21 protein-coding genes and 1 pseudogene are annotated in these 18,721 nt (G+C 47.4%); 15 read left to right on the top strand and 7 right to left on the bottom strand.

The genetic code is table 11. From position 1 onward, the window contains the following. Positions 1 to 31 precede the first annotated feature (31 nt). The 4 genes from H650_RS06230 (at position 32) to H650_RS06215 (ending at position 5,207) form a co-directional block, all read left to right on the top strand. Positions 32 to 973: a hypothetical protein gene (locus H650_RS06230; protein WP_020454479.1), complete on the top strand. Its 942-nt coding sequence runs from the start codon at positions 32 to 34 to the stop codon at positions 971 to 973. A gap of 15 nt (positions 974 to 988) precedes the next feature. After that, positions 989 to 3,034: a peptidase domain-containing ABC transporter gene (locus H650_RS06225; protein WP_110093600.1), complete on the top strand. Its 2,046-nt coding sequence runs from the start codon at positions 989 to 991 to the stop codon at positions 3,032 to 3,034. Between the two features lie 1,032 nt (positions 3,035 to 4,066). After that, positions 4,067 to 4,837, top strand: a complete 771-nt coding sequence (locus tag H650_RS06220) for a hypothetical protein (RefSeq protein ID WP_020454477.1) — start codon at positions 4,067 to 4,069, stop codon at positions 4,835 to 4,837. Further along, a complete protein-coding gene (locus H650_RS06215) occupies positions 4,824 to 5,207 on the top strand; it encodes a hypothetical protein (protein ID WP_020454476.1) in 384 nt (127 codons plus the stop codon). Before H650_RS06220 ends, H650_RS06215 begins: the two co-directional genes overlap by 14 nt. Before the next feature lie 21 nt (positions 5,208 to 5,228). On the opposite strand, the gene H650_RS06210 is transcribed toward H650_RS06215, so the two are convergent. The 5 genes and pseudogenes from H650_RS06210 to H650_RS06190 form a co-directional block, all read right to left on the bottom strand. Continuing rightward, positions 5,229 to 6,419, bottom strand: a complete 1,191-nt coding sequence (locus H650_RS06210) for a phage integrase Arm DNA-binding domain-containing protein (RefSeq protein ID WP_020454475.1) — start codon at positions 6,417 to 6,419, stop codon at positions 5,229 to 5,231. A gap of 1 nt (position 6,420) precedes the next feature. Further along, positions 6,421 to 6,630, bottom strand: a complete 210-nt coding sequence (locus H650_RS06205; RefSeq protein ID WP_020454474.1) for a hypothetical protein — start codon at positions 6,628 to 6,630, stop codon at positions 6,421 to 6,423. Between the two features lie 30 nt (positions 6,631 to 6,660). Next, a complete protein-coding gene (locus H650_RS06200; protein ID WP_238328379.1) occupies positions 6,661 to 6,882 on the bottom strand; it encodes a hypothetical protein in 222 nt (73 codons plus the stop codon). Between the two features lie 60 nt (positions 6,883 to 6,942). Next, the gene (locus H650_RS06195; protein WP_020454472.1) at positions 6,943 to 7,695 is read right to left on the bottom strand and encodes a hypothetical protein; all 753 of its coding nucleotides are present in this window, start codon (positions 7,693 to 7,695) and stop codon (positions 6,943 to 6,945) included. 77 nt (positions 7,696 to 7,772) lie between these two features. Beyond that, positions 7,773 to 8,060, bottom strand: a pseudogene (locus H650_RS06190) (hypothetical protein); the annotation flags it as partial. Between the two features lie 719 nt (positions 8,061 to 8,779). Here H650_RS06190 and H650_RS06185 point away from each other — a divergent pair. Continuing rightward, on the top strand, positions 8,780 to 9,064 hold the full coding sequence (locus H650_RS06185) for a hypothetical protein (RefSeq protein WP_189660097.1): 285 nt from the start codon (positions 8,780 to 8,782) through the stop codon (positions 9,062 to 9,064). A gap of 277 nt (positions 9,065 to 9,341) precedes the next feature. Here H650_RS06185 and H650_RS06180 read toward each other — a convergent pair whose 3' ends face one another. Continuing rightward, entirely contained in the window at positions 9,342 to 10,001 is a 660-nt protein-coding gene (locus tag H650_RS06180; RefSeq protein WP_020454469.1) for a LexA family protein, read from the bottom strand. Positions 10,002 to 10,092: 91 nt separating this feature from the next. Between H650_RS06180 and H650_RS06175 the strand changes: the two genes are divergently transcribed. From H650_RS06175 to H650_RS06130, 10 genes are all read left to right on the top strand, one after another. Continuing rightward, positions 10,093 to 10,296, top strand: a complete 204-nt coding sequence (locus H650_RS06175; RefSeq protein ID WP_020454468.1) for a Cro/CI family transcriptional regulator — start codon at positions 10,093 to 10,095, stop codon at positions 10,294 to 10,296. A 22-nt stretch (positions 10,297 to 10,318) separates the two neighbouring features. After that, positions 10,319 to 10,870, top strand: coding sequence for a YmfL family putative regulatory protein (locus H650_RS06170; protein WP_020454467.1), 552 nt, complete (start codon positions 10,319 to 10,321; stop codon positions 10,868 to 10,870). 163 nt (positions 10,871 to 11,033) lie between these two features. Further along, positions 11,034 to 11,213, top strand: a complete 180-nt coding sequence (locus H650_RS24405) for a DUF4222 domain-containing protein (RefSeq protein ID WP_071925208.1) — start codon at positions 11,034 to 11,036, stop codon at positions 11,211 to 11,213. Next, positions 11,203 to 12,084: a conserved phage C-terminal domain-containing protein gene (locus H650_RS06160; RefSeq protein ID WP_020454465.1), complete on the top strand. Its 882-nt coding sequence runs from the start codon at positions 11,203 to 11,205 to the stop codon at positions 12,082 to 12,084. The genes H650_RS24405 and H650_RS06160 overlap by 11 nt, the downstream gene beginning before the upstream one ends. After that, entirely contained in the window at positions 12,081 to 14,396 is a 2,316-nt protein-coding gene (locus H650_RS06155) for a Dam family site-specific DNA-(adenine-N6)-methyltransferase (RefSeq protein WP_020454464.1), read from the top strand. Before H650_RS06160 ends, H650_RS06155 begins: the two co-directional genes overlap by 4 nt. 9 nt (positions 14,397 to 14,405) lie before the next feature. Next, the gene (locus tag H650_RS06150; RefSeq protein ID WP_020454463.1) at positions 14,406 to 14,744 is read left to right on the top strand and encodes a LexA family protein; all 339 of its coding nucleotides are present in this window, start codon (positions 14,406 to 14,408) and stop codon (positions 14,742 to 14,744) included. Further along, positions 14,741 to 15,130 carry a RusA family crossover junction endodeoxyribonuclease gene (locus H650_RS06145; protein ID WP_020454462.1) on the top strand — a complete coding sequence of 130 codons (390 nt, stop codon included), beginning with the start codon at positions 14,741 to 14,743 and terminating at the stop codon, positions 15,128 to 15,130. The genes H650_RS06150 and H650_RS06145 overlap by 4 nt, the downstream gene beginning before the upstream one ends. Positions 15,131 to 15,141: 11 nt before the next feature. Next, positions 15,142 to 15,864 carry a phage regulatory protein/antirepressor Ant gene (locus H650_RS06140; RefSeq protein ID WP_020454461.1) on the top strand — a complete coding sequence of 241 codons (723 nt, stop codon included), beginning with the start codon at positions 15,142 to 15,144 and terminating at the stop codon, positions 15,862 to 15,864. Then, the gene (locus H650_RS06135; protein WP_020454460.1) at positions 15,861 to 16,853 is read left to right on the top strand and encodes a DUF968 domain-containing protein; all 993 of its coding nucleotides are present in this window, start codon (positions 15,861 to 15,863) and stop codon (positions 16,851 to 16,853) included. The genes H650_RS06140 and H650_RS06135 overlap by 4 nt, the downstream gene beginning before the upstream one ends. A gap of 14 nt (positions 16,854 to 16,867) precedes the next feature. Continuing rightward, positions 16,868 to 17,233 carry an antiterminator Q family protein gene (locus tag H650_RS06130; RefSeq protein WP_020454459.1) on the top strand — a complete coding sequence of 122 codons (366 nt, stop codon included), beginning with the start codon at positions 16,868 to 16,870 and terminating at the stop codon, positions 17,231 to 17,233. 39 nt (positions 17,234 to 17,272) lie between these two features. Here H650_RS06130 and H650_RS06125 read toward each other — a convergent pair whose 3' ends face one another. Continuing rightward, positions 17,273 to 18,604: a KAP family P-loop NTPase fold protein gene (locus H650_RS06125; RefSeq protein ID WP_020454458.1), complete on the bottom strand. Its 1,332-nt coding sequence runs from the start codon at positions 18,602 to 18,604 to the stop codon at positions 17,273 to 17,275. Positions 18,605 to 18,721: the final 117 nt, after the last annotated feature.

Raw genomic sequence — 18,721 nt, 5'->3', positions numbered from 1 at the left:
AATTCACAAATACAGACCAGTTGAGAGCGTGATGCCAGGCTTTGAATTTCTTAGTTTGTTATTGTCAGGTTATGTTCGTGTTTATTACAAGAAAATAACCATTTTTAGAACAATAAAAAGTAAGCTGATAGCTTTATTTTTTAAATATATAGATTACCGATTTTTACTCTATATTTCGGAGAAATATTGTTTTCTATTTGGTAAGAGTCATGGCCTGAATAATAGTTTCAGGCAAACGCATTACAACGTTCTTGGTTTGCAAAGCACCACAACCCATTTTTTTTGTGTGATGCGACAAAAAATATTAAAGAATGCGCTGGTTAATGAGAATAAACAACTGCTGGAGCAGTTGGAAGCCTGTGCAGGAAAAATAAGGAGCTATATTGATGAAAATAATATATCTTCTCATCTGATATTTGCGCCATTGCACACCGTCTCGGATATTTTACAGACGGTGATTGCCGCGCGGGTTACGGGAAAGCCGGTGGTCGTTGTCTCTGTGCACAATTCAATGCAAAGTCTCCATGAAAAGCAAAATAATAACTCGCAGGGTATCTCTATTGAACAATTCAACCCTGAAGCAATGGAGGGTAATGAAGGCAATAGTTTGCAGGATATTATTTTTTCTCTGGTAGAGAATCAAAAAAAACTTGTTATCTTTCCTGATGCACTTCCGGAATGTACAACCAGGCTTACAAAGAAAAAAATGAAAACGTTTCCAGTTAGATTGCTGGAGCGAAGCTGTGAGTTGCACTCTGGTCTTCCTGTTTTTAGCCGCCTGCTAAAACAGTCGACGTTATTTTACTGTATCAAGCTGGATGATAAAAATAATTTAAATATAGATATTTTAGATTGCGTTGACCATCGCAAGATCGAAAAGAAAATGCCTGAGTTAGTTGAGCAGGGTATCTGCAGATATAACAATGAATGGACTTTGTGGCACTACACATCCTTCTATAGTTATAATTTTTAGGTTTTATTTAATATTATGAAAGAGAAATATTATTCTTCTCCTGAAATGGTTTATCAAGGAGAAATATCCGAGTGTGGGCTTGCATGTGCTTGCATGATGCTCAATACCTTAGGTGAAAATACTACATTAACTGACTTACGTGATAAATGGGGTGGCGGTGATGGTACGTCCCTCGATTTATTAGTTACTATACTTAAATCATACGGGTATGAGGCCTTACCGGTTAAATTTGATGTTAGTAGCATTCAATATTTACCCGTTCCATGTATATTGCATTATGGCGGAAATCATTATGTTTATGTATATAGTCATCACGGTGCCTTCTTTCAGGTTTTAAACCCTGCTACTGGCAGGCTAATGATCTCGGCCGAAGAACTTGAATTATCGGCAACGGGGTTTGGCTTGATCCTTGATGAATCATTATATAAGGATAAAAAAAGCTCGGGTAAAATTAGAAGTGAAAGTGGGTGGCTAGAAAAACTCTCTTTCCCGGGGATCATGAAAAGATGTCTACTGGCAATATTTTTGTCGCTCTTTTCTTTGATTATGCCGATGCTGTTCTCATTTATATCGAAAGATCAAAATTTCTTTGTAGATGAACAGATCAATATTATGTTTATGGGAATGATTCTGCTGTTTTGTCTTATATCATTCCTGCAATACATTAGTAACAAATATGGTTTGAACGCAGCGATAAATGCAGCAACAAAATATAAGCCTTCATTGTTTAAGCGGTTATTGAAGAAAGATATTTCTTACTTTGAAAGACGATCTTCTGCTGATATTAATCAGCGGATTAATTCCATTGGAATGGCTATTCTGAACAGGGAAAAAATACTTAATGATAAATATAAGGCACTGACTATAACAATTATAACTCTATGTATAATGTTATGGCTAAATGTTGTTTTGTCGGTCCTTTCAATCGGAACTATGGCAATTTTTGGTTGCGTTAGTTATTACTTTGCAGGTATCAAAAAGTCATTTGCAAAAAGCTTTGAGGAAAGTGTTTCGGATATTGAAACATTTAATCTTGAAACAATAAATGGAATCCAGGCTATCAGGTCTGGTGAGCTAAGCACTGGCATTCTTGGAAGGTATAATCATTTACTTGAAGTGTTGTTTCATCGATACAAAAAGGTTAGCTCAACTGATATTAGACAGAATGCAATATTTTCATTTCTGAGTAACATTGATTCAATGTTGTTTTTATGGATCTCATTCTATAGCATAAGTGAATTACATATATCTTACGGAAATGTGATTGCCTTTTGGTTTTTCAGACGGATTGCGATGGATAGCATCAATCAATTCTATCAATGTTGCGTTGCACAGAAACTGCAAAAGGTCTCTGATGAGCGATTAAAAGATATGTTATCTTACAAAGAAATCGACATTACTCGTCAGAATTATACAATTAAAGAATCAGTTTGTGTCCAGAATCTACAATTTGGTTATGGACCCGATAGTGCAATTATTAAAAATTTAACTATTGAAATACCGTTGCATTCCAGGACCGCTGTAATAGGAACTTCCGGTGCCGGGAAAAGCACTTTATTGAAATTATTGGCTGGATTATATAAGCCAGGAAACGGTGATTTCATTATAGATGGTCAAAAAATAAATAAAGATGACCTGCATCTGTTTTATTCCAATGTGTATTATCTTCCACAAGGCTCTATCGTCTTTAACGGCACGATTTATGATAATATCGTCTGGTATAGTGGTGGAGAGGCTAATGAACGTGATTGCCGCGAAATGTTGAGGAAATTTGGTTTATTGGAGGTGATTACATCTTTGCCTGCAGGGTTGTACACTAAAATATCGCCAGGTAATCCCGTTCTCTCTTCCGGTCAATTACAACGATTGATGCTTTGCAGGGCATTACTTTCATCTAAATCTATTATTTTGCTCGATGAGCCGACCGCTAATCTCGATGAAAAAAGTGCTATGCTGGCATTAGACTCTTTAATGACCAGTGATAAAACGATTGTATTATCTACCCATGACGTTAAAACGTTATCCCTGTTTGATAATATTATTAACCTGGATAAGCATTGACCGTTATGCATGCGGTAACTATCTGAAAAGAAGCTGGCTTATGGCCAGCTTCTTTTTAACTTTTAGGTATTATAAAAACGGTAATACTTTTCAAGATGTATTATTGGCAAGGAATTAGACCATAGACCAGAGTCAATTGCGGGCCTACAAAAACGCAGGGTTTGTGCTATACAGGGTCTTAGTGTGAGTACCCGGCATAATTGACCCATTCATTTTCAGAAAGCTTCCTGCATACTCATTCTGCCAACGAAGGCGCTCGCCATGCGTAAAGCCCGTTTTACTGAGCATTAGATCATCACTGTGTCCAGGATGGTTGAAGCCGGATGAACAGTGAAAGATGTCTGCCGTGAGGCCGGTCTCTTTGAAACGACGCACTACAGCTCATTGCTATATCGTAGATGTATAACAAAACGGATAACTAAAATACATGGCTGTAAATGTATCAGACTGAACTGCTATGAATGAAAAAAAACCGCAAACACAGTGTGAATGCGGTTTTTATCGAGGTCTATGGTCTGAAACGAACCACACCATATTGTAATTTGGTCGGCACGAGAGGATTTGAACCTCCGACCCCTGACACCCCATGACAACGGCTTAACACCCGGCAAACCCTTGCTTCATCTGGCTTTGCGAGTTGTTTGTATGTATATACAAACAGTGCATTTTTAGCAAAATCCGCGCTATATACTTCAATGACTTAACCCCCAGTTTTACCTTTTTTATCAAAGTCATTTTTTTAAGAGTAAGCAGGGAAGGTTCGTTAATAGCTACTTCCTGTCAGCATATCTAAAAGGCTTCAAAGATTAACTTTTGTGTATAACTTTTTCTTGTCAACAATGTTATCAACAAAAGTAAGTATAAAATTGGAGGTGGTGTGAAAAAATCAGCATTTTTAAATTATTTACATTGACAATTGAGTACATAGCACTTTTCAGTCTGGCTATTGCACATACTGTCATGTACTCTAATCTAACAAATCAAGATTGCTCTAGTTAAAGCAACTGTGTCTTCTCACTCGAAGGAACTTTCATGCCGCAGGCTGAACTTAAAGCTAACGAAATAGGTAGCGAATTAATCGATCTGCTACAGGCTAAATCTTCCATAACTGAAATGGAATTTTATCGTTATATCAAGGACATAGAAAAATTAAAGGATAGAGTCTCGGAAGACTATCTCAAAGCACTAGCGAACGGCGTGTACGGCAGAAAAGATATTGCTATTGATTTTTTTGAAGCATCATTAAAGCAGAATAGTGACATTTTTGCTCAAAACTACGTCGTCTATCTCAACGACTACGGTACATTTAGAGAAACACGGGATTTAGTTAATCGATTAGTGCCTCAATACGGCTCGCGAACCATGATAGGACATGCTTGGGAAACTAATCTTTTCATGGGAGATATTGATAAGGCCTTGTATTTTGCGAATAAATTCATCTCGATTGTAGATGAGAGTGAGGGCGAAAAGATGTCTAGGATCGCAGCCTCAGCATTGAAAGATACTACCGAGTTTAAACAAACTGTTGGGATCACTGACGAGGATTATAAAGATCTGGCTAATCGTGTTGTTGACGTGATGGATGCATATCATGTCAAACCAAGAGTTTTAGAATTTTTCTCCGTCCCAGAGGAACAAACATCTTCATATATAATGTTTGTTAACAGCGATGACATTGATATATTGTCTGATATGAATTTGGATATCGCTTTCTCCTTAGCAGAAAACGATAATTTGGTCGGTAAAAAATTTAGCGTTTGGTTTAAAGGCAATATTGAGGAGGATGCTGATGCCGGTCAGTAGTTCAGATTTTCTTGAGTTTGCTAAAGACTGTGTTACCAGAAACGATGAAATAGGCTATCGCAATGCTGTGGCTAGAGCTTATTATGGTGCCTATCATCATATCCTTCCATTCATTAAGTATGGCCCTAAAGATAATCATCAGGGGCTTATTGATTATTTGATGACAGCTTCTTGGAAAGGGAATGAGCCTTATAGCAAGCTTGAATTAACAGGTTTGGGCATGGCTTTACAAGCATTAAAAGATCAGCGAATCATTTCTGACTATCGGTTAAATGCGACAGTTACAGCCAACGATTCTAAAACCTCCATAAAAACAGCTGAAAAATTGATTGCGAAATGGGTTGACATTAGCAAACCTAAAGCCTCTTAGTTTTTAGTCATCAAAGCCTCGCTATGAGGCTTTATTTTTGTTAATTTCTCCATGTGGTACCATGACCCAATCGATATGATTCTCGGTATAAATCTTTGTCGACTTCGCATCGCTGTGTGCCATCCTGCCTTGTGGATCAATCCCCTGCTTATTGAACAGAAATGCAGACAGAGCCCTGATCTCGTGAAAAGTAGGGCGCTGTTTCTCTGGCAAAGTTGCGGCCACACCGACCTGATCCCTTAATGCTGAGAACGAACGGCTGAGGTAGTCCGGCGCAACCTGTGACGGGTGGCGTACTTCCTTGCTGGTGGGATTACTCCGCTTAAGTGGAAGCCGGTGAACCACATACGGACTGGCAACGTTATCCCGGCTACGCTCGATAATATCCTTCAATACTGGCCCGATGGGGATCGCAACGTGAGAAGCTTCTTTATGTTGTACTTTCTGGCGATGGATGTAGAGCGTGCCCAAAATATCTCCCTGCGGCTCAGCAAACCATACGCAGCCGCACACACCCTCGCTGGGTTGTTTAATTGAATACCTGATCCGGGAAACCTCTAGTCGTGCATGCGTTGTTTGCAGTGCAAGATCCATTGCAGTCTGCAACCACCGTGGCGCGGCTTGGTGAATTTTGAGATAGTCTTTAAGCGATAGTCGGCGACGTACCTTCGATTCAACCCGGCGCATTTTTTTACGCTCAGCAGGGTTATCCATCATTAACGATTCATCGACTGCATAGCTGAATAATTTTTTCAAGAAGCTGACTTTTCTGTTTTGAACATTTGCCGATGCCTCAGAATGATATTTCCTGATATATCCATTAACATGCTCAAGTTCGATATCACAGGCATAAATATCTCTGAAATAATCTTTAACCCTCTCAATATCATTTAGCCAAACTGATAACGTATCACCTCCTGGTTTCTCATCATTAATAGCGCGATCTAAAAGCTTCTGTGCATATTCAGCAAAAGGGCGCGCCTCTCCATTTATTCCGCCGGATTCTCTTACAAGGATTTCAATTGATGGTACTGACTCCGGGCGGAGTCGGTTGTTATATTCTCTGGCGATCGCTATAGCCATTACGCGATCAGTTCCAAGGTGCTTTCTCTTCCCGGTAATCAGAGTAAAACGATATTGACCTGATGATTTTTCAAAATACAGGTGATCCGGAAGGTTTCTGTTTTCCCTTTTGCGAGGTCTTGCGGCCATGTTAATCCTCTAGCATTAACGTGCGAACGCGCTCACTGATCATCGAATCTACACCCCATTGTTCGGAAGAGCATACCCAGACCATTCCGTCCACGACACGTCCCTTCAAGAGGCCATCTTCAACCCAGCGCTTAATCGTTCTGTTATCTGGTACCGAGCCATGTTCAAACTCGCGTTTGCCCCACTGGCTCGCCTTCATCAACTTGGCCATGGTCATATCTCCACTACCGGCTGCAACCGGCTATTTCAATCGGTACGCACATGACGAGCAGCCAAGCCTGGCGCCGTCGTTACACTTCAAACAAATTTCAGGCTCGCTGGTGGCCGGAGCCATCTGTTTAATTATCCTGGCGGTAACCAGCACCGGCATCGGAACGCGCTGGTGCCTGGCTTCTTCCAGTAGTTTTGCCAGTTCCAGCAGACGCGCTTTGCAGTCCATTGCCTCAGCGCGCCACCAGAGCATATCCTCGCGTATACGCCTCAGACGGCGTTGCTTCAGTTTGCAGGGCATACTAAACACTCCTTAAATCTCGAACGCTAACTGTGGCGTAAAGCGGTCGCGGTCGGCGTTATAGTTCAGAGAGCTGGCGCTGTTGATTGATTCGATGCGTTCAACCAGCACCGCGGCCCTCGTCTCTTTGCTTGCCGGCGCGTAAGCTGATTTTTGCCAGGCTTTATCGATGCCAATGTTCCGCGCGACGTTGGTGCTGTCAGCCGACGAAAGCGGTATATGCCGAAAAATATCGGCATTTAGCATGCGAAGGCCGTGCAACTTGCAAATGGGATAGCCGTTCTCATCAACGACATGTCGAATTAAATCGCGCAGAAGTGCAACACAACGACGCGGGCGCTTTGCGTCGTATTCACCCATGCTGCCGATGCATACGCGCGGGAACTCATTGCATAGTCTGATAAATCGCTCATCCGGTTCGTTCATGTGCCATACCGGCGCGCCGACGAATTTCCCATGTGGCCACTCAACGATAAGCGCATCGTTTTCTTCACTGCTGCCGCCAATCACATCCGGTATAACGGCAAAAGCAAAACGTGGGTGGTTAGCCCAGCGTTGGACAAACGCATAATACTGGTTCCAGTCGACGACGCGTTTCTTTGTCCAAAAGCTAAAGGCCCCGTTGTCGAGTGCAAAAGACTGGCAAACCTCGCTAGCCAGCACTAACTGTCCGGGGTTAGCAAAACTGATAAATGCATGGCGGGATTTCCACGCTTTCAGAGCGCAGGTGTCCGGGGTTATCGGCCCGCCATGAAAATGAATCATTTATCTTCTCCTGCGTTACCTTTCACCTGTTCAAACTGCCGGGCGATAGCAGCAGCTTCAGGCGATGGCGCGGATTTATTGCGAAGCCAGATGCAAACCGCACCATCTTCCGTATCGTGAATGGAACCAACAAACCATCCATCCCCAGCAGGCGCTTCTGGTTGCCATTTCGAAATGTCGTAACCATCGACAACCGGATCAATATCTTCCTCATCGCGGTAAACGACTGTCCACTCCAGCCCGTTAGCATCCATCCATGCATTAAATTCAGCGGTTGGAATATGCTCACGACCATCGCAGAAATCGTTGTATGCCGGGTGCGTCCAGTAGCCGTATTGATCACGTTCTACTTGCAGCGGTGCGATTGCCGGTGATGATTGCGTCTGCTCCGCTTCGGTTGATGTCGCTGACTGGCTGCACACTTTGGCGATGTATGCGAGGTTCAACGCCTCAAGGCGAGAAGACAGCTCTTTAATCAGATCGGAATAAACACCGGCCTGCTTGATGCTGGTGGCGTAATTGTTGGCGGTCCTTACCAGCTCGATAATGGTCATTGATGCCAGTTGTTGTCTCATTGCGTTGTATCTCCTTTGCGCGCTGCAACGCGCGATTTTGGGATGCACGAATCCCTCGCCGGGTGGCGATAATTAATGACTGTTCGCTTTAATAAACGCCCGGTGCAGGGCGCTTAATGAAGCGGGCGGCTGCAACCGCCTGTGGCATCTCCACATAATTGAAAGCGCGCTCCGGAAAGGGTTTGCATTAACGACCAGACACTCAGGGGAAGAGGCCGGAACGCGCTTACAGTTATGAGAAAAAATTGCGGCGCCCTCACGGGAAAGATCCGACGCCGCCAAAAACTACCATTGGCATTTATACTGTTGTGTGGTGCCAGACGCTTATCTTCTGGTTTCCGTCGAAGCGACTGCAATTCACCACAACTGGAAGCGCACTCCCGCTTAATCACACCTGCCACCCATAACTGATGAGAGAAGGAGTGCGCTTTCATGTTGTGTGCCTGGCTTTTAACCACATCAGGTTCGGTGTTGTCCTGGTGTTCTCACCCAATCAGAAGGACTCGAATATGGACACGGTGCTGCAGCAACAAATCAACCAACTGACTCTCGAAATTGCCCGCCTGAAAGAGGCTCAGGCAGTAGCCGAGAAAAACGTTGTAAACCTTGTCGCACGGTCTGAATTTACCGTTGCGCTGATCTCGGCTTTTATTTCCGACGGCACCATCAGCACCGATGATGCTGTGGATTTCATCAAGGAGGCTCCCGTCGAAATCCCCGGTTACACTGAGAGCGTCGAGCAGGCCCGCCACACCGTTATCGAAATCCTTAGCTATCCGAGAGCACACTTTTAGCCGCCGCGTTTTACCGGACTCTTCCCGGTGGTCACACCGAATCGCCACGATGGTGAATCGCTCAGGCCGAAGTACGGGGCTGGCTTGCACATTCCGGCTACCCGCTTGGGTTAGGGATACTGTCAAGGGAACCCACCGGACCGCTAACGACACATGTGCCATACGCCGATAAATTAAAGGTACCTTTAGTTACCAATATCGTCAAGCGTAAATGTACTTTAAGTTACATTGCAGGGTAAAAAAATAGCCACGCGAATGTTGGCTACTCTTAGGGAGATTAAAGGTTCTGAGTGACTTGAACTACTTTACCAACAATACGACAGTTGCCGTTGATAGCGATTGGTTTAAAAGCTGGGTTTAAGGGCATTAGATAACTATGTGGGCTATCCCACACCAGTTTTTTCACGGTTGCCTCTGATGAACCATCTAAGATGGCTACAACTATTTTTCCATATAATTCATCAAGCTGACCGTAGTTTGGCTCGACAATGACAATCGATCCCTCTGGTATTGATGGCAGGCCATTCGGGTTCGTCATTGATTCCCCTCTCACAACTAACCCAAAAACCTCAGCAGAAACATCAGCTGTGGTTTGCGTCCATGTAATCACGTCTGAAAGCCTCGCTGCTGCGTAGCTATCTGTCCAGAGTCCGGCCTGGACAGCGGAAATAATTGGTACTGCTGTTGTTGGCTTAACGAAGGGCACCAACTTTGTGTCGTCCGTGACGTTATCCCCTTGACCATACAGCAACCATTCTGGAGTTGTACCAAGCGCTAAAGCCAGTTGGTGAAGATTCTCACCATCTGGCTTAGTCGTTCCACTTTCCCATTTAGTAACGGATACACGACTCACCCCGAGACGCTTGGCAAGCGATTGTTGCGTTATATCCAGCTGTAGGCGCCGGGAGCGGATGCGGTCATTCATTTCAGTTTTCATGTAACTAATGTTACTAATTTCCCATGTAACTGTTGTTTGCTATTTAATGTACCTTTTGTTACCTTTAAAACGTCATCATATAGGAGGAATTATGCGCAAAAGCGATGTTGTAAATCATTTCGGTGGCATTTCTAAAACTGCCAGCGCTCTTGGAATCTCTCACCCTGCAGTGTGCCGATGGGGGAATGTCATTCCTGAAAAGCAAGCTTTTGTAATCGAGCGCATTACCGATGGCGCTTTGAAATACGACGCAAAGATGTACCAAAAGCCTAACGAAAGCGCTGTTAAAGCGTAACCACAGAATCAAGGGGTTAACCGTGGGTAATGAACACTGGAAAGTAGAAAAGCAACCGGCGTGGCTGGTGGCTGCAATACGCAAGACTATCGCGGCTTTGCCCGGCGGCTATGCGGAAGCCGCTGAAATCCTCGATGTAACTACTGATGCGCTTTTTAATCGCCTGCGTGACGGCGGCGATCAGGTGTTCCCGATGGGCTGGGCAATGGTTCTTCAGCAGGCAAGCGACACGAAGCATATCGCTGATGCCGTATCGCGCCAGTCCAACAGTGTGAACGTGCCACTGGTGGCAGTGGATGACATCGACAATGCCGACATCAACCAGCGCTTGATGGAATCAATCGAGTGGATCGGCAAGCACTCAACCTATCTCAGAAAGGCAACTGCTGACGGGGTTATTGACCAGGCGGAACGCGAACAAATCGAAGAGAACAGCTATCAGGTAATGGCGAAGTGGCAGGAGCATTTAACGCTGCTGTTTCGTGTTTTCTGCGCGCCAGAAAAAGTTGACGCCGGCGAGTTGCAGCTCCCGGCGTCGCGGCGTGTCGATCGTAGTGGAGATACCAACGCATGAACAGTTTAACGGCTAAAAGCCGCTTACCGCAACTGAGGATGATCCCCGTTCCGGGCGCTCCTCTGTTTCGGTATGAGCGCAGATTATCAAACCGCTGGGTGTCATGTAACCACAGTCGGGCGGCGGCAATCGTGGGGGTGTATTACCGGAAGGCGAGGCAGCTATGCGCGAACTCAACCGCAGATTCAGAGACCAGTACGGCGTCCCTGTGCGTGTCATCCGCTGGGAGCCAGAAACGCAGCGCGTTATCTACCTGCGGCAAGGTTACGAGCACGAGTGCTTCAGCCCGCTTGAGCAGTTCCAGCGTAAATTCAGAGAAATAAAGGACGACCATGAGCACTAAATTAACCGGTTACGTCTGGGACGCCTGTGCCGCTTCTGGCATGAAGTTGTCCAGCGTGGCGATCATGGCGCGCCTGGCTGACTTCAGTAACGACGAGGGCGTGTGCTGGCCGTCCATCGAGACGATTGCCCGCCAGCTTGGCGCAGGCGTTAGCACTGTGCGCACCGCCATTGGCAAGCTGGAGGATGAAGGGTGGCTGTCACGCAAACAGCGCCGCAACGGCAACCGCAATGCATCTAACGTCTATCAACTCAACGTGGCAAAACTCCAGGCTGCTGCTTTTTCTCACCTGTCAGATTCTGACCCATCAAAATCTGACGCATCAAAATCTGATGCATCAAAATCTGACCCGTCAAAATTCGACGCGTCGAAATCGAGCAAAACCGGCAGTTTTCACCCCCCAGAATCTGGCGGGGATCCGTCAGTAAATTCAAAACAAGATCCATCAGATAAAAAACCTTCTTGTCCGGTTGCTGCGCAACCCGACGATGCGATGGTGATCACCGATCAGGCTAAACAGGTTCTGACGTACCTCAACCAGAAGACCGGATCACGGTATCAGGTCAGTAAATCCTCGCTGGATAACATCCGCGCCCGCCTTGGTGACGGTTTCACCGTTGCTGAACTTGAACTTGTTGTGGACTACACGACCGCAAAATGGGGGCAGGATCTGCGCATGGCTGAATACCTGCGCCCGACAACGCTTTTCCTGCCGTCAAAATTCCCTGGTTACCTTCAGGCCGCGAACAAGTGGGTTGAGGCAGGGCGCCCGGAACGCCGTAACGGCGAATGGGTGAACAGTTCAGCAACGCGCGCCAGTTTTCAGAATGTGGATTATTCGCTGCCGGAGAACGCGGGGTTCCGGTCATGAGATACGGATCAGTTTGCAGTGGCATTGAAGCCGCCACCGTAGCGTGGGGACCATTGGGCTGGAAAGCGGCGTGGTTCGCCGAGATAGAAAAATTCCCGGCTGCAGTGCTGGCGACGCGCTGGCCTGAAGTTGCCAACCTTGGCGACATGACCAAAATCGCTGCGGCCGTTCGCGCCGGAACAGTTGAAGCACCTGACATTCTTGTTGGCGGAACGCCATGCCAGGCGTTCAGCATTGCTGGTTTACGCAACGGGCTCGACGACGCGCGCGGGCAATTAACCCTTTCATATGTGGAATTAGCAGATGCCATCGACGACAAGCGCCGCGACCGCGGTGAAGAAGAAACAGTCATCGTCTGGGAAAACGTTCCGGGCGTCCTCTCGGACAAAGACAACGCGTTCGGGCACCTCCTTGCCGGGCTGGCTGGTGAAGATGAAGCAATCGAACCTGGTGAACGACCTTCAACAGGAAAAAGCAACGGATTCTGGAACTGGAACAAAAAGACCCGTCAGCACGTTGCGACATGGCCACAGCGTGGTTGTATTTATGGACCACAGCGCGCGCTGGCCTGGATTGTCAGAGATGCCCAATACTTCGGAGTGGCCCAACGACGCAAGCGTGTGTTCATTGTCGCAAGTGCTCGAAGTGGATTCGATCCCGCAAAAGTACTTTTTGAGTTCGAAGGCGTGCGCCGGGATACTCCGCCGCGCAGAGAACCGCAATCGGCAGTTGCCGCCCTTACTGCGCGAGGCGTTGGAACGTGTGGCGCAGATGACAACCAGGCACAAGCCGGACATCTGCAACCAGTAGTAGGAACGATATCAGCCAATTCTTTTACCGGTGTCGCTGGTGGCAGACCTGAAGGGGCTGCTGCCGGGCATTTCATACCCTTCGCCCAGTGCGCTAATGGTGATGTCAGCCACACCCTGAAAAGTGAAGGCTTTGATGGTAGCGAAGATGGTACCGGCCGTGGTGTTCCTGTGGTTGCATTTGGCGGCGGTAACACCAGCGGAAATATTGACGTTGCCGCTTGCTTAACCGCTAAAGGGCAGCGCAGCGATTTTGATGTTGAAACCTTCGCGGTTCATGGCACACAGGATCCTGATGTTAATAGCGAACTGGCTCATACATTAGGGCGCAATCATGGGCAGGAAAATGCCTGCATCGCCTTCAGCTATAAGGATCATGGCGCTGATGCCACAGTTGATTTATCGCCAACCATCCGCGCCGGCAACCACGACACAAGCCACGCTAACAGCGGCCAGCCTCCGGCAGTCGTAAATGCGTTATCTGTTCGCCGGCTGACACCGCGCGAATGTGAACGCCTACAGGGATTCCCTGACGATCACACTCTGATTGCGTGGCGCGGCAAAGATGTTGCCGATTGCCCGGATGGCCCACGTTACAAAGCGATCGGCAACAGCATGGCTGTACCGGTCATGCGCTGGATTGGCGAACGCATTGCTGCAGCTTTGCCGGTTGTTGAACCAGCACCGCGCACATGGCAGCGCCCGTTCCTCAAATGGGCTGGTGGCAAGTATTCATTGCTCCCGGAACTGGATTGCCTCATCCCGGCAGGTAAACGCCTTATTGAGCCATTTGTGGGCGGCGGTTCGGTGTTCATCAACTCCGATAAGCATGAAAGTTTCCTGCTGGCGGACGTAAACGCTGATCTGATCAACCTGTACCAGATGCTGACAGTGGTTCCCGAGCTGGTAACCGAGTGGGCCAGGGGATTCTTTGAAAAGCTGAACGATGAAGACAGCTATATCGCCTGTCGCGAAGAGTTCAACAACCAGAGCATGTCCGGACCTGAGCGCGCCGCCGCCTTCCTGTACATCAACCGCCACTGCTTCAATGGCCTGATCCGCTACAACCGCGAAGGGCGTTTCAATGTCGGCTATGGCAAATACCGCGCACCGTATTTCCCCGCCACCGAGATAAACGCCTTTGTATCTATGTCGCGCCGCTGCGTGTTCATGAATGCCGGTTACATCCGCACGCTGGCACTGGCAGGTGAGGGTGATGTCGTTTACTGCGATCCGCCATACGAACCTATGCCCGGTACCGCCGGTTTTACCAACTATGCCGCTGGTGGGTTTACGTGGGACGACCAGCGGGAGTTAGCGCGCTGCTGTGTTGCTGCGCATCAGCGTGGTGCCAGAGTGGTGATCAGCAATTCCACCGCGCCTCGCATCATCGAGCTTTACAAGGGGCATGGCTTCGACCTGCACCACGTCAGCGCCCGCCGCGCCATATCGAGCAAAGGCAGCACGCGCGAAACCGCAACCGACATCGTGGCTATTCTCTGAGGGGGAACCGTGGAAGAACGTAAACCACTGACTGACCGACAGCAACAGGTGCTTAATGCGCTGGTGGATTTTCACAACATGCACGGCTACCCGCCGACCTATACCGAGCTTGCGGCGCTGATCGGCGTCTCGTCGGGCAACGCTGCTTTTGAACACCTTCGCGCCCTGGTGAAAAAAGGCTACATCACGATCGCCAGCGGCACCGCGCGAGGCATCAAAGTGATTGGCGTAAACGACACACTGGCCCTCGATGAGGCCGAAGAAGTGATCCGCGCGCTCCTGGAGGGCGAGGAAAGCTCGGCTGATCTGGCTCAGGAATGGCTGAAACGCAGAGGGTCCGCGGCATGAAGCTGAAATTACCTTTCCCGCCCAGCGTGAACACCTACTGGCGCGCCCCGAATAAGGGACCATTGAAAGGCCGCCATCTTATCAGCGAAGCCGGGCGCAAGTACCAGAGCGAGGCCTGCGCAGCAATTATTGAGCAGTTGCGCCGTCTGCCAAAGCCATCCAGCGAACCTGCCTCGGTGGAAGTCATTCTCTACCCGCCGGATGTGCGCCGCCGCGACATCGACAACTACAACAAGGCGCTGTTTGACGCGCTGACGCATGCCGGAGTGTGGGAGGACGACAGCCAGGTTAAACGCCTGCTGGTGGAGTGGGGGCCGGTAGTGAAGGGCGGCAGGGTGGAGATCACGATCATCAGGTTTGAACCAACAGCGGTTGCAGCCGCTTAAAGGAGATACGCATGCAACAGATGAACGCAACACAGCTTTGTTCACAACATCATTCATTGCTGGCCGGGCAGGTACTAACGATGAGCAGCCAGGACATTGCTGATCTGGTTGAATCTCGTCACGACCACGTTAAGCGCTCCATCGAGAGACTGGCAGAGCGCGGGGTTATCCAACTTCCTCCATTGGGGGAAGTTAGAAACCACCTCGGGCAGTCGGTGGCGGTTTACCAGATTGGCAAGCGCGACAGCTATATCGTCGTAGCTCAGCTTTCGCCTGAATTTACGGCGCGCCTTGTCGACCGCTGGCAGGAACTGGAAAGCCAGCAGGCAATGCAGGTGCCGAAGTCATTACCTGAAGCGCTGCGCCTCGCTGCTGACCTTGCAGAGCAGCAACAACAACTTAAGCAAGAACTTGCCGCCGCTGCGCCAAAGGTTGAGTTTGTCGACCGTTATTGCTCCGCGAAAGGCTCAATGTCATTCCGACAGGTGGCGAAGCTGCTTAACGCCAAAGAGCCCGAGTTTCGTTGCTTCCTGCTGGATAACGACATTCTGTATCGCCTTGGCGGCACGCTGACGCCGCGTCATCGTCATATCGCTCTTGGCCGGTTCGAAGTGAAAACCGGTACCAGCACCGAAAACAATCATGCATTCAGCCAGGCACGATTTACGGCAAAAGGTGTGCAGTGGATTGGCGGTCTGTGGGCTGCACATATCGCGAAGGAGGGCGCAGAGTGAGGGTTCTGTTAAACCCCGTCGTGGTAACTGAGCTTGGGCTTGTCATGTTCCGTCCCGGCACCAGCCTACTGCCGTATTTTCGCCGCGGCCGCATGTTGCTTGAGAATGAACCCGAGCGCCTGGCGGGTATGCCGAACGGTGAACTGCCACCAGCAGAGCAGCCGCTGGCGGAAGATCCGGCACTGGCTGGCGTATTCGAAAATGAAGCGGTGTTGCGCCGCGCTGGCGGCATCAACGGCCTGGAAAGCTGGCTTGAATCCGGTACCGGATGCCAGTGGCCACACGAAAGCTGGCACGATGAGAACATGACAACCATGCGCCACGCGCCGGGTGCGATCCGGCTGTGCTGGCACTGCGACAACATCCTTCGCGAGCACAGCACAGAGCAACTGGCAGCCATAGCAAGGGCGAACTGCGCCTCATACATCCTCACGACCGCACGCCGTGAGCTTGGCTTCGACGACTCCCATTCACTGACGCTGCCGGAATTCTGCTGGTGGCTGGCGCGTTACGGCCTCGCCGACGCGCTGCCGGAGGAGGCCGCACGGCAGGTTCTGCTTATGCCTAAGCCGGTCATTAAATCGGTAACGCGCGAGCTTGATCTGGTGCCCGGCATGCCGAAGGCGCGGGAAATTGTTGAGGAAGTGGCAAAGCAGGTGCTGTCGCTGCACATCGATCCGGAGACGCCTGAATCCTTCATGCAGCGCCCGAAGCGCCGCCGCTGGGAAAACGAGAAGTACACCCGCTGGGTTAAAGCGCAGCAATGTATGTGCTGCAACAACCCGGCAGACGATCCCCACCACCTTATCGGCCACGGTAATGGTGGAATGGGTACCAAGGCGCACGACCTGTTTGTGATCCCGCTTTGCAGAGCGCATCACGACGCGTTGCACGCTGACACCGTGGCATTTGAAGAAAAATATGGCAGCCAGCTTGTGCTGCTGTTTCGTTTTTTAGATCGCGCGCTGGCCATCGGCGTGCTGGCGTAAAGTGGAGATGACTGATGCGTGATATTCAAAAGGTACTGGAACTGTGGGGGGCGTGGGCGGCTAGCGATTCATGCAACGTCGACTTTTCACCAATTGCTGCCGGGTTTAAAGGGCTTCTTCCGCAATCGAGCAAGACGAGAATGATGTGCTCAGATAATGATGGATTGATTATTGAAGGCTGTATGGCTCGTCTTATGAAGAAGCGACCTTACGATTACCACCTGCTGGTCGGGCATTACGTCTATATGGTTTCGAAGCGCCAGATGGCAAAGAACAGGAAGAAGAGCGAAAAGCAGATCCGTATCGAAATGCTGTTAGCAGAAGGATTTATTGAAGGTTGCTTAGCCATATTAGATGTTAAGCTTGACTGTGATAAATAAATTAGCATCCCCTTGCTTATTGATTAGCAAGGGGATTTCCTAGAGGAAAGATAAAGTCTTTAAAGTTGCTTCGATTGTATTTACAACCTGCCTGCAAGCATGATGAAAATTAATTTGTTGGTCATCTAAAAAAATTTTCACCTTATCTTCTAGAACTATTGGATTGTAAAAGGTGTCATCTGTATAGCCGAATTGCTTAATATATAATAGGAAAGTAATGTTTATTATTTGAGGTCTTGTTGAATCAAGCCTAAGACGGTTGAGAGACTTTATTCCTAGTTTTCCTGCCATGACTTTTATTGATGCCTCAGATGGAAAGTTATCTATCGTTTCTCTGTCACAGAAACAATGCATAAATATTCCCATAAAGACACTCCATGACACAAAATCATATACACCATGATTTATAAGTGGTCTCCGGGTTACGGTTTGGTATACTTCTAAATATCTAAGCAATGATTCTATCTCTCTTAGTGATAACCTGGATTGTTCAATTAAATCGATTATTGGAAAGGTAGCGAGGAAATCACATTTTGACGTTGACTTACTGGTTTTAACATTATTAATCCAATGAAGGACAGATGTAATACGTATTTTTTCATTACTATCATAAAATTCATGTGGCAGTGGGATTGTATACTTGATGAACTTATCTAGATATTTTTTTGAGTCAACTGCGTTGCCATATGCATGACGAATGGAAGCCCTTATTTGCCCCATGTTTGCAACTAAAATAAAATACACATTATCTGTTTCAAATATATGCTTTATGCTCTCAAAAAAACTAACCGCATAACTTGGGCGGCATCTGTCTAATTCGTCGACGATAATAATTATTTTTTTGTCTTTTGAGATTTTCTTAAGGAATTCCTTTAGTGCTTTTATGTTTTCCTCATGTTTTGAATGTTCTTCAAGTAGGTTTTCGATCGTTTTTTCAATGCTTTTATCAGATATCTCTTTTAGAGCGTTAGAAAACTCCTCAGCAATATTTTCAGAATCTTGCTTTAAGATCCAAGCGCTACTTGCTTTGAGAGTGGTTTTTAAGCCAAATTTTAATGCTGGTAATGATTTTTCTAAAAATGTTTTTTTGTCTTTTTCAGGGATTAATGAATATATGGCCGCCGCTATGTTTATTATAGGGGCATCTGTATGGTCACTTTTAAATGCGTCTATATAAATAACATGTGCATCCATTTCATTTAATATGAGTGATTTTAATTTTAAACTAAACTCTGTTTTACCAGTCCCCCATGCGCCGTCAATTACTAGTGGTGATATATCTATTTCTGAATCGATTAACTTGATTATATTGCTTGCTATGCTTTGTCTTTGAAATTCATCTCTATCAGAAAAATTGATAGCAAAATCCATATGTTATCCTTCTGGCTTATGTTCATTTCATAACTATATTCGTCTTAGGCAAAAAAATACTACTGCGGTCCGCATTTTTCAATATAGTATGCTAAGAGTGGTCTCTTGGACACCAAC

Source organism: Enterobacter sp. R4-368, from assembly GCF_000410515.1.
Lineage (GTDB): Bacteria > Pseudomonadota > Gammaproteobacteria > Enterobacterales > Enterobacteriaceae > Kosakonia.
Note: the sequence above shows the minus strand (reverse complement) of the source record. Positions and strands in the feature narration are given on the sequence as shown.

What these genes read in the sequence shown, in the direction of transcription:
- H650_RS06125 (WP_020454458.1), bottom strand. Translation starts at nt 18,604, where the DNA reads ATGGATTTTGCTATCAATTTTTCTGATAGAGATGAATTTCAAAGACAA.
- H650_RS06130 (WP_020454459.1), top strand. Translation starts at nt 16,868, where the DNA reads ATGCGTGATATTCAAAAGGTACTGGAACTGTGGGGGGCGTGGGCGGCT.
- H650_RS06225 (WP_110093600.1), top strand. Translation starts at nt 989, where the DNA reads ATGAAAGAGAAATATTATTCTTCTCCTGAAATGGTTTATCAAGGAGAA.
- H650_RS06205 (WP_020454474.1), bottom strand. Translation starts at nt 6,630, where the DNA reads ATGGCCAAGTTGATGAAGGCGAGCCAGTGGGGCAAACGCGAGTTTGAA.
- H650_RS06215 (WP_020454476.1), top strand. Translation starts at nt 4,824, where the DNA reads ATGCCGGTCAGTAGTTCAGATTTTCTTGAGTTTGCTAAAGACTGTGTT.
- H650_RS24405 (WP_071925208.1), top strand. Translation starts at nt 11,034, where the DNA reads ATGCGCGAACTCAACCGCAGATTCAGAGACCAGTACGGCGTCCCTGTG.
- H650_RS06220 (WP_020454477.1), top strand. Translation starts at nt 4,067, where the DNA reads ATGCCGCAGGCTGAACTTAAAGCTAACGAAATAGGTAGCGAATTAATC.
- H650_RS06200 (WP_238328379.1), bottom strand. Translation starts at nt 6,882, where the DNA reads ATGCTCTGGTGGCGCGCTGAGGCAATGGACTGCAAAGCGCGTCTGCTG.
- H650_RS06210 (WP_020454475.1), bottom strand. Translation starts at nt 6,419, where the DNA reads ATGGCCGCAAGACCTCGCAAAAGGGAAAACAGAAACCTTCCGGATCAC.
- H650_RS06145 (WP_020454462.1), top strand. Translation starts at nt 14,741, where the DNA reads ATGAAGCTGAAATTACCTTTCCCGCCCAGCGTGAACACCTACTGGCGC.
- H650_RS06160 (WP_020454465.1), top strand. Translation starts at nt 11,203, where the DNA reads ATGAGCACTAAATTAACCGGTTACGTCTGGGACGCCTGTGCCGCTTCT.
- H650_RS06230 (WP_020454479.1), top strand. Translation starts at nt 32, where the DNA reads ATGCCAGGCTTTGAATTTCTTAGTTTGTTATTGTCAGGTTATGTTCGT.
- H650_RS06195 (WP_020454472.1), bottom strand. Translation starts at nt 7,695, where the DNA reads ATGATTCATTTTCATGGCGGGCCGATAACCCCGGACACCTGCGCTCTG.
- H650_RS06180 (WP_020454469.1), bottom strand. Translation starts at nt 10,001, where the DNA reads ATGAAAACTGAAATGAATGACCGCATCCGCTCCCGGCGCCTACAGCTG.
- H650_RS06155 (WP_020454464.1), top strand. Translation starts at nt 12,081, where the DNA reads ATGAGATACGGATCAGTTTGCAGTGGCATTGAAGCCGCCACCGTAGCG.
- H650_RS06175 (WP_020454468.1), top strand. Translation starts at nt 10,093, where the DNA reads ATGCGCAAAAGCGATGTTGTAAATCATTTCGGTGGCATTTCTAAAACT.
- H650_RS06185 (WP_189660097.1), top strand. Translation starts at nt 8,780, where the DNA reads ATGGACACGGTGCTGCAGCAACAAATCAACCAACTGACTCTCGAAATT.
- H650_RS06140 (WP_020454461.1), top strand. Translation starts at nt 15,142, where the DNA reads ATGCAACAGATGAACGCAACACAGCTTTGTTCACAACATCATTCATTG.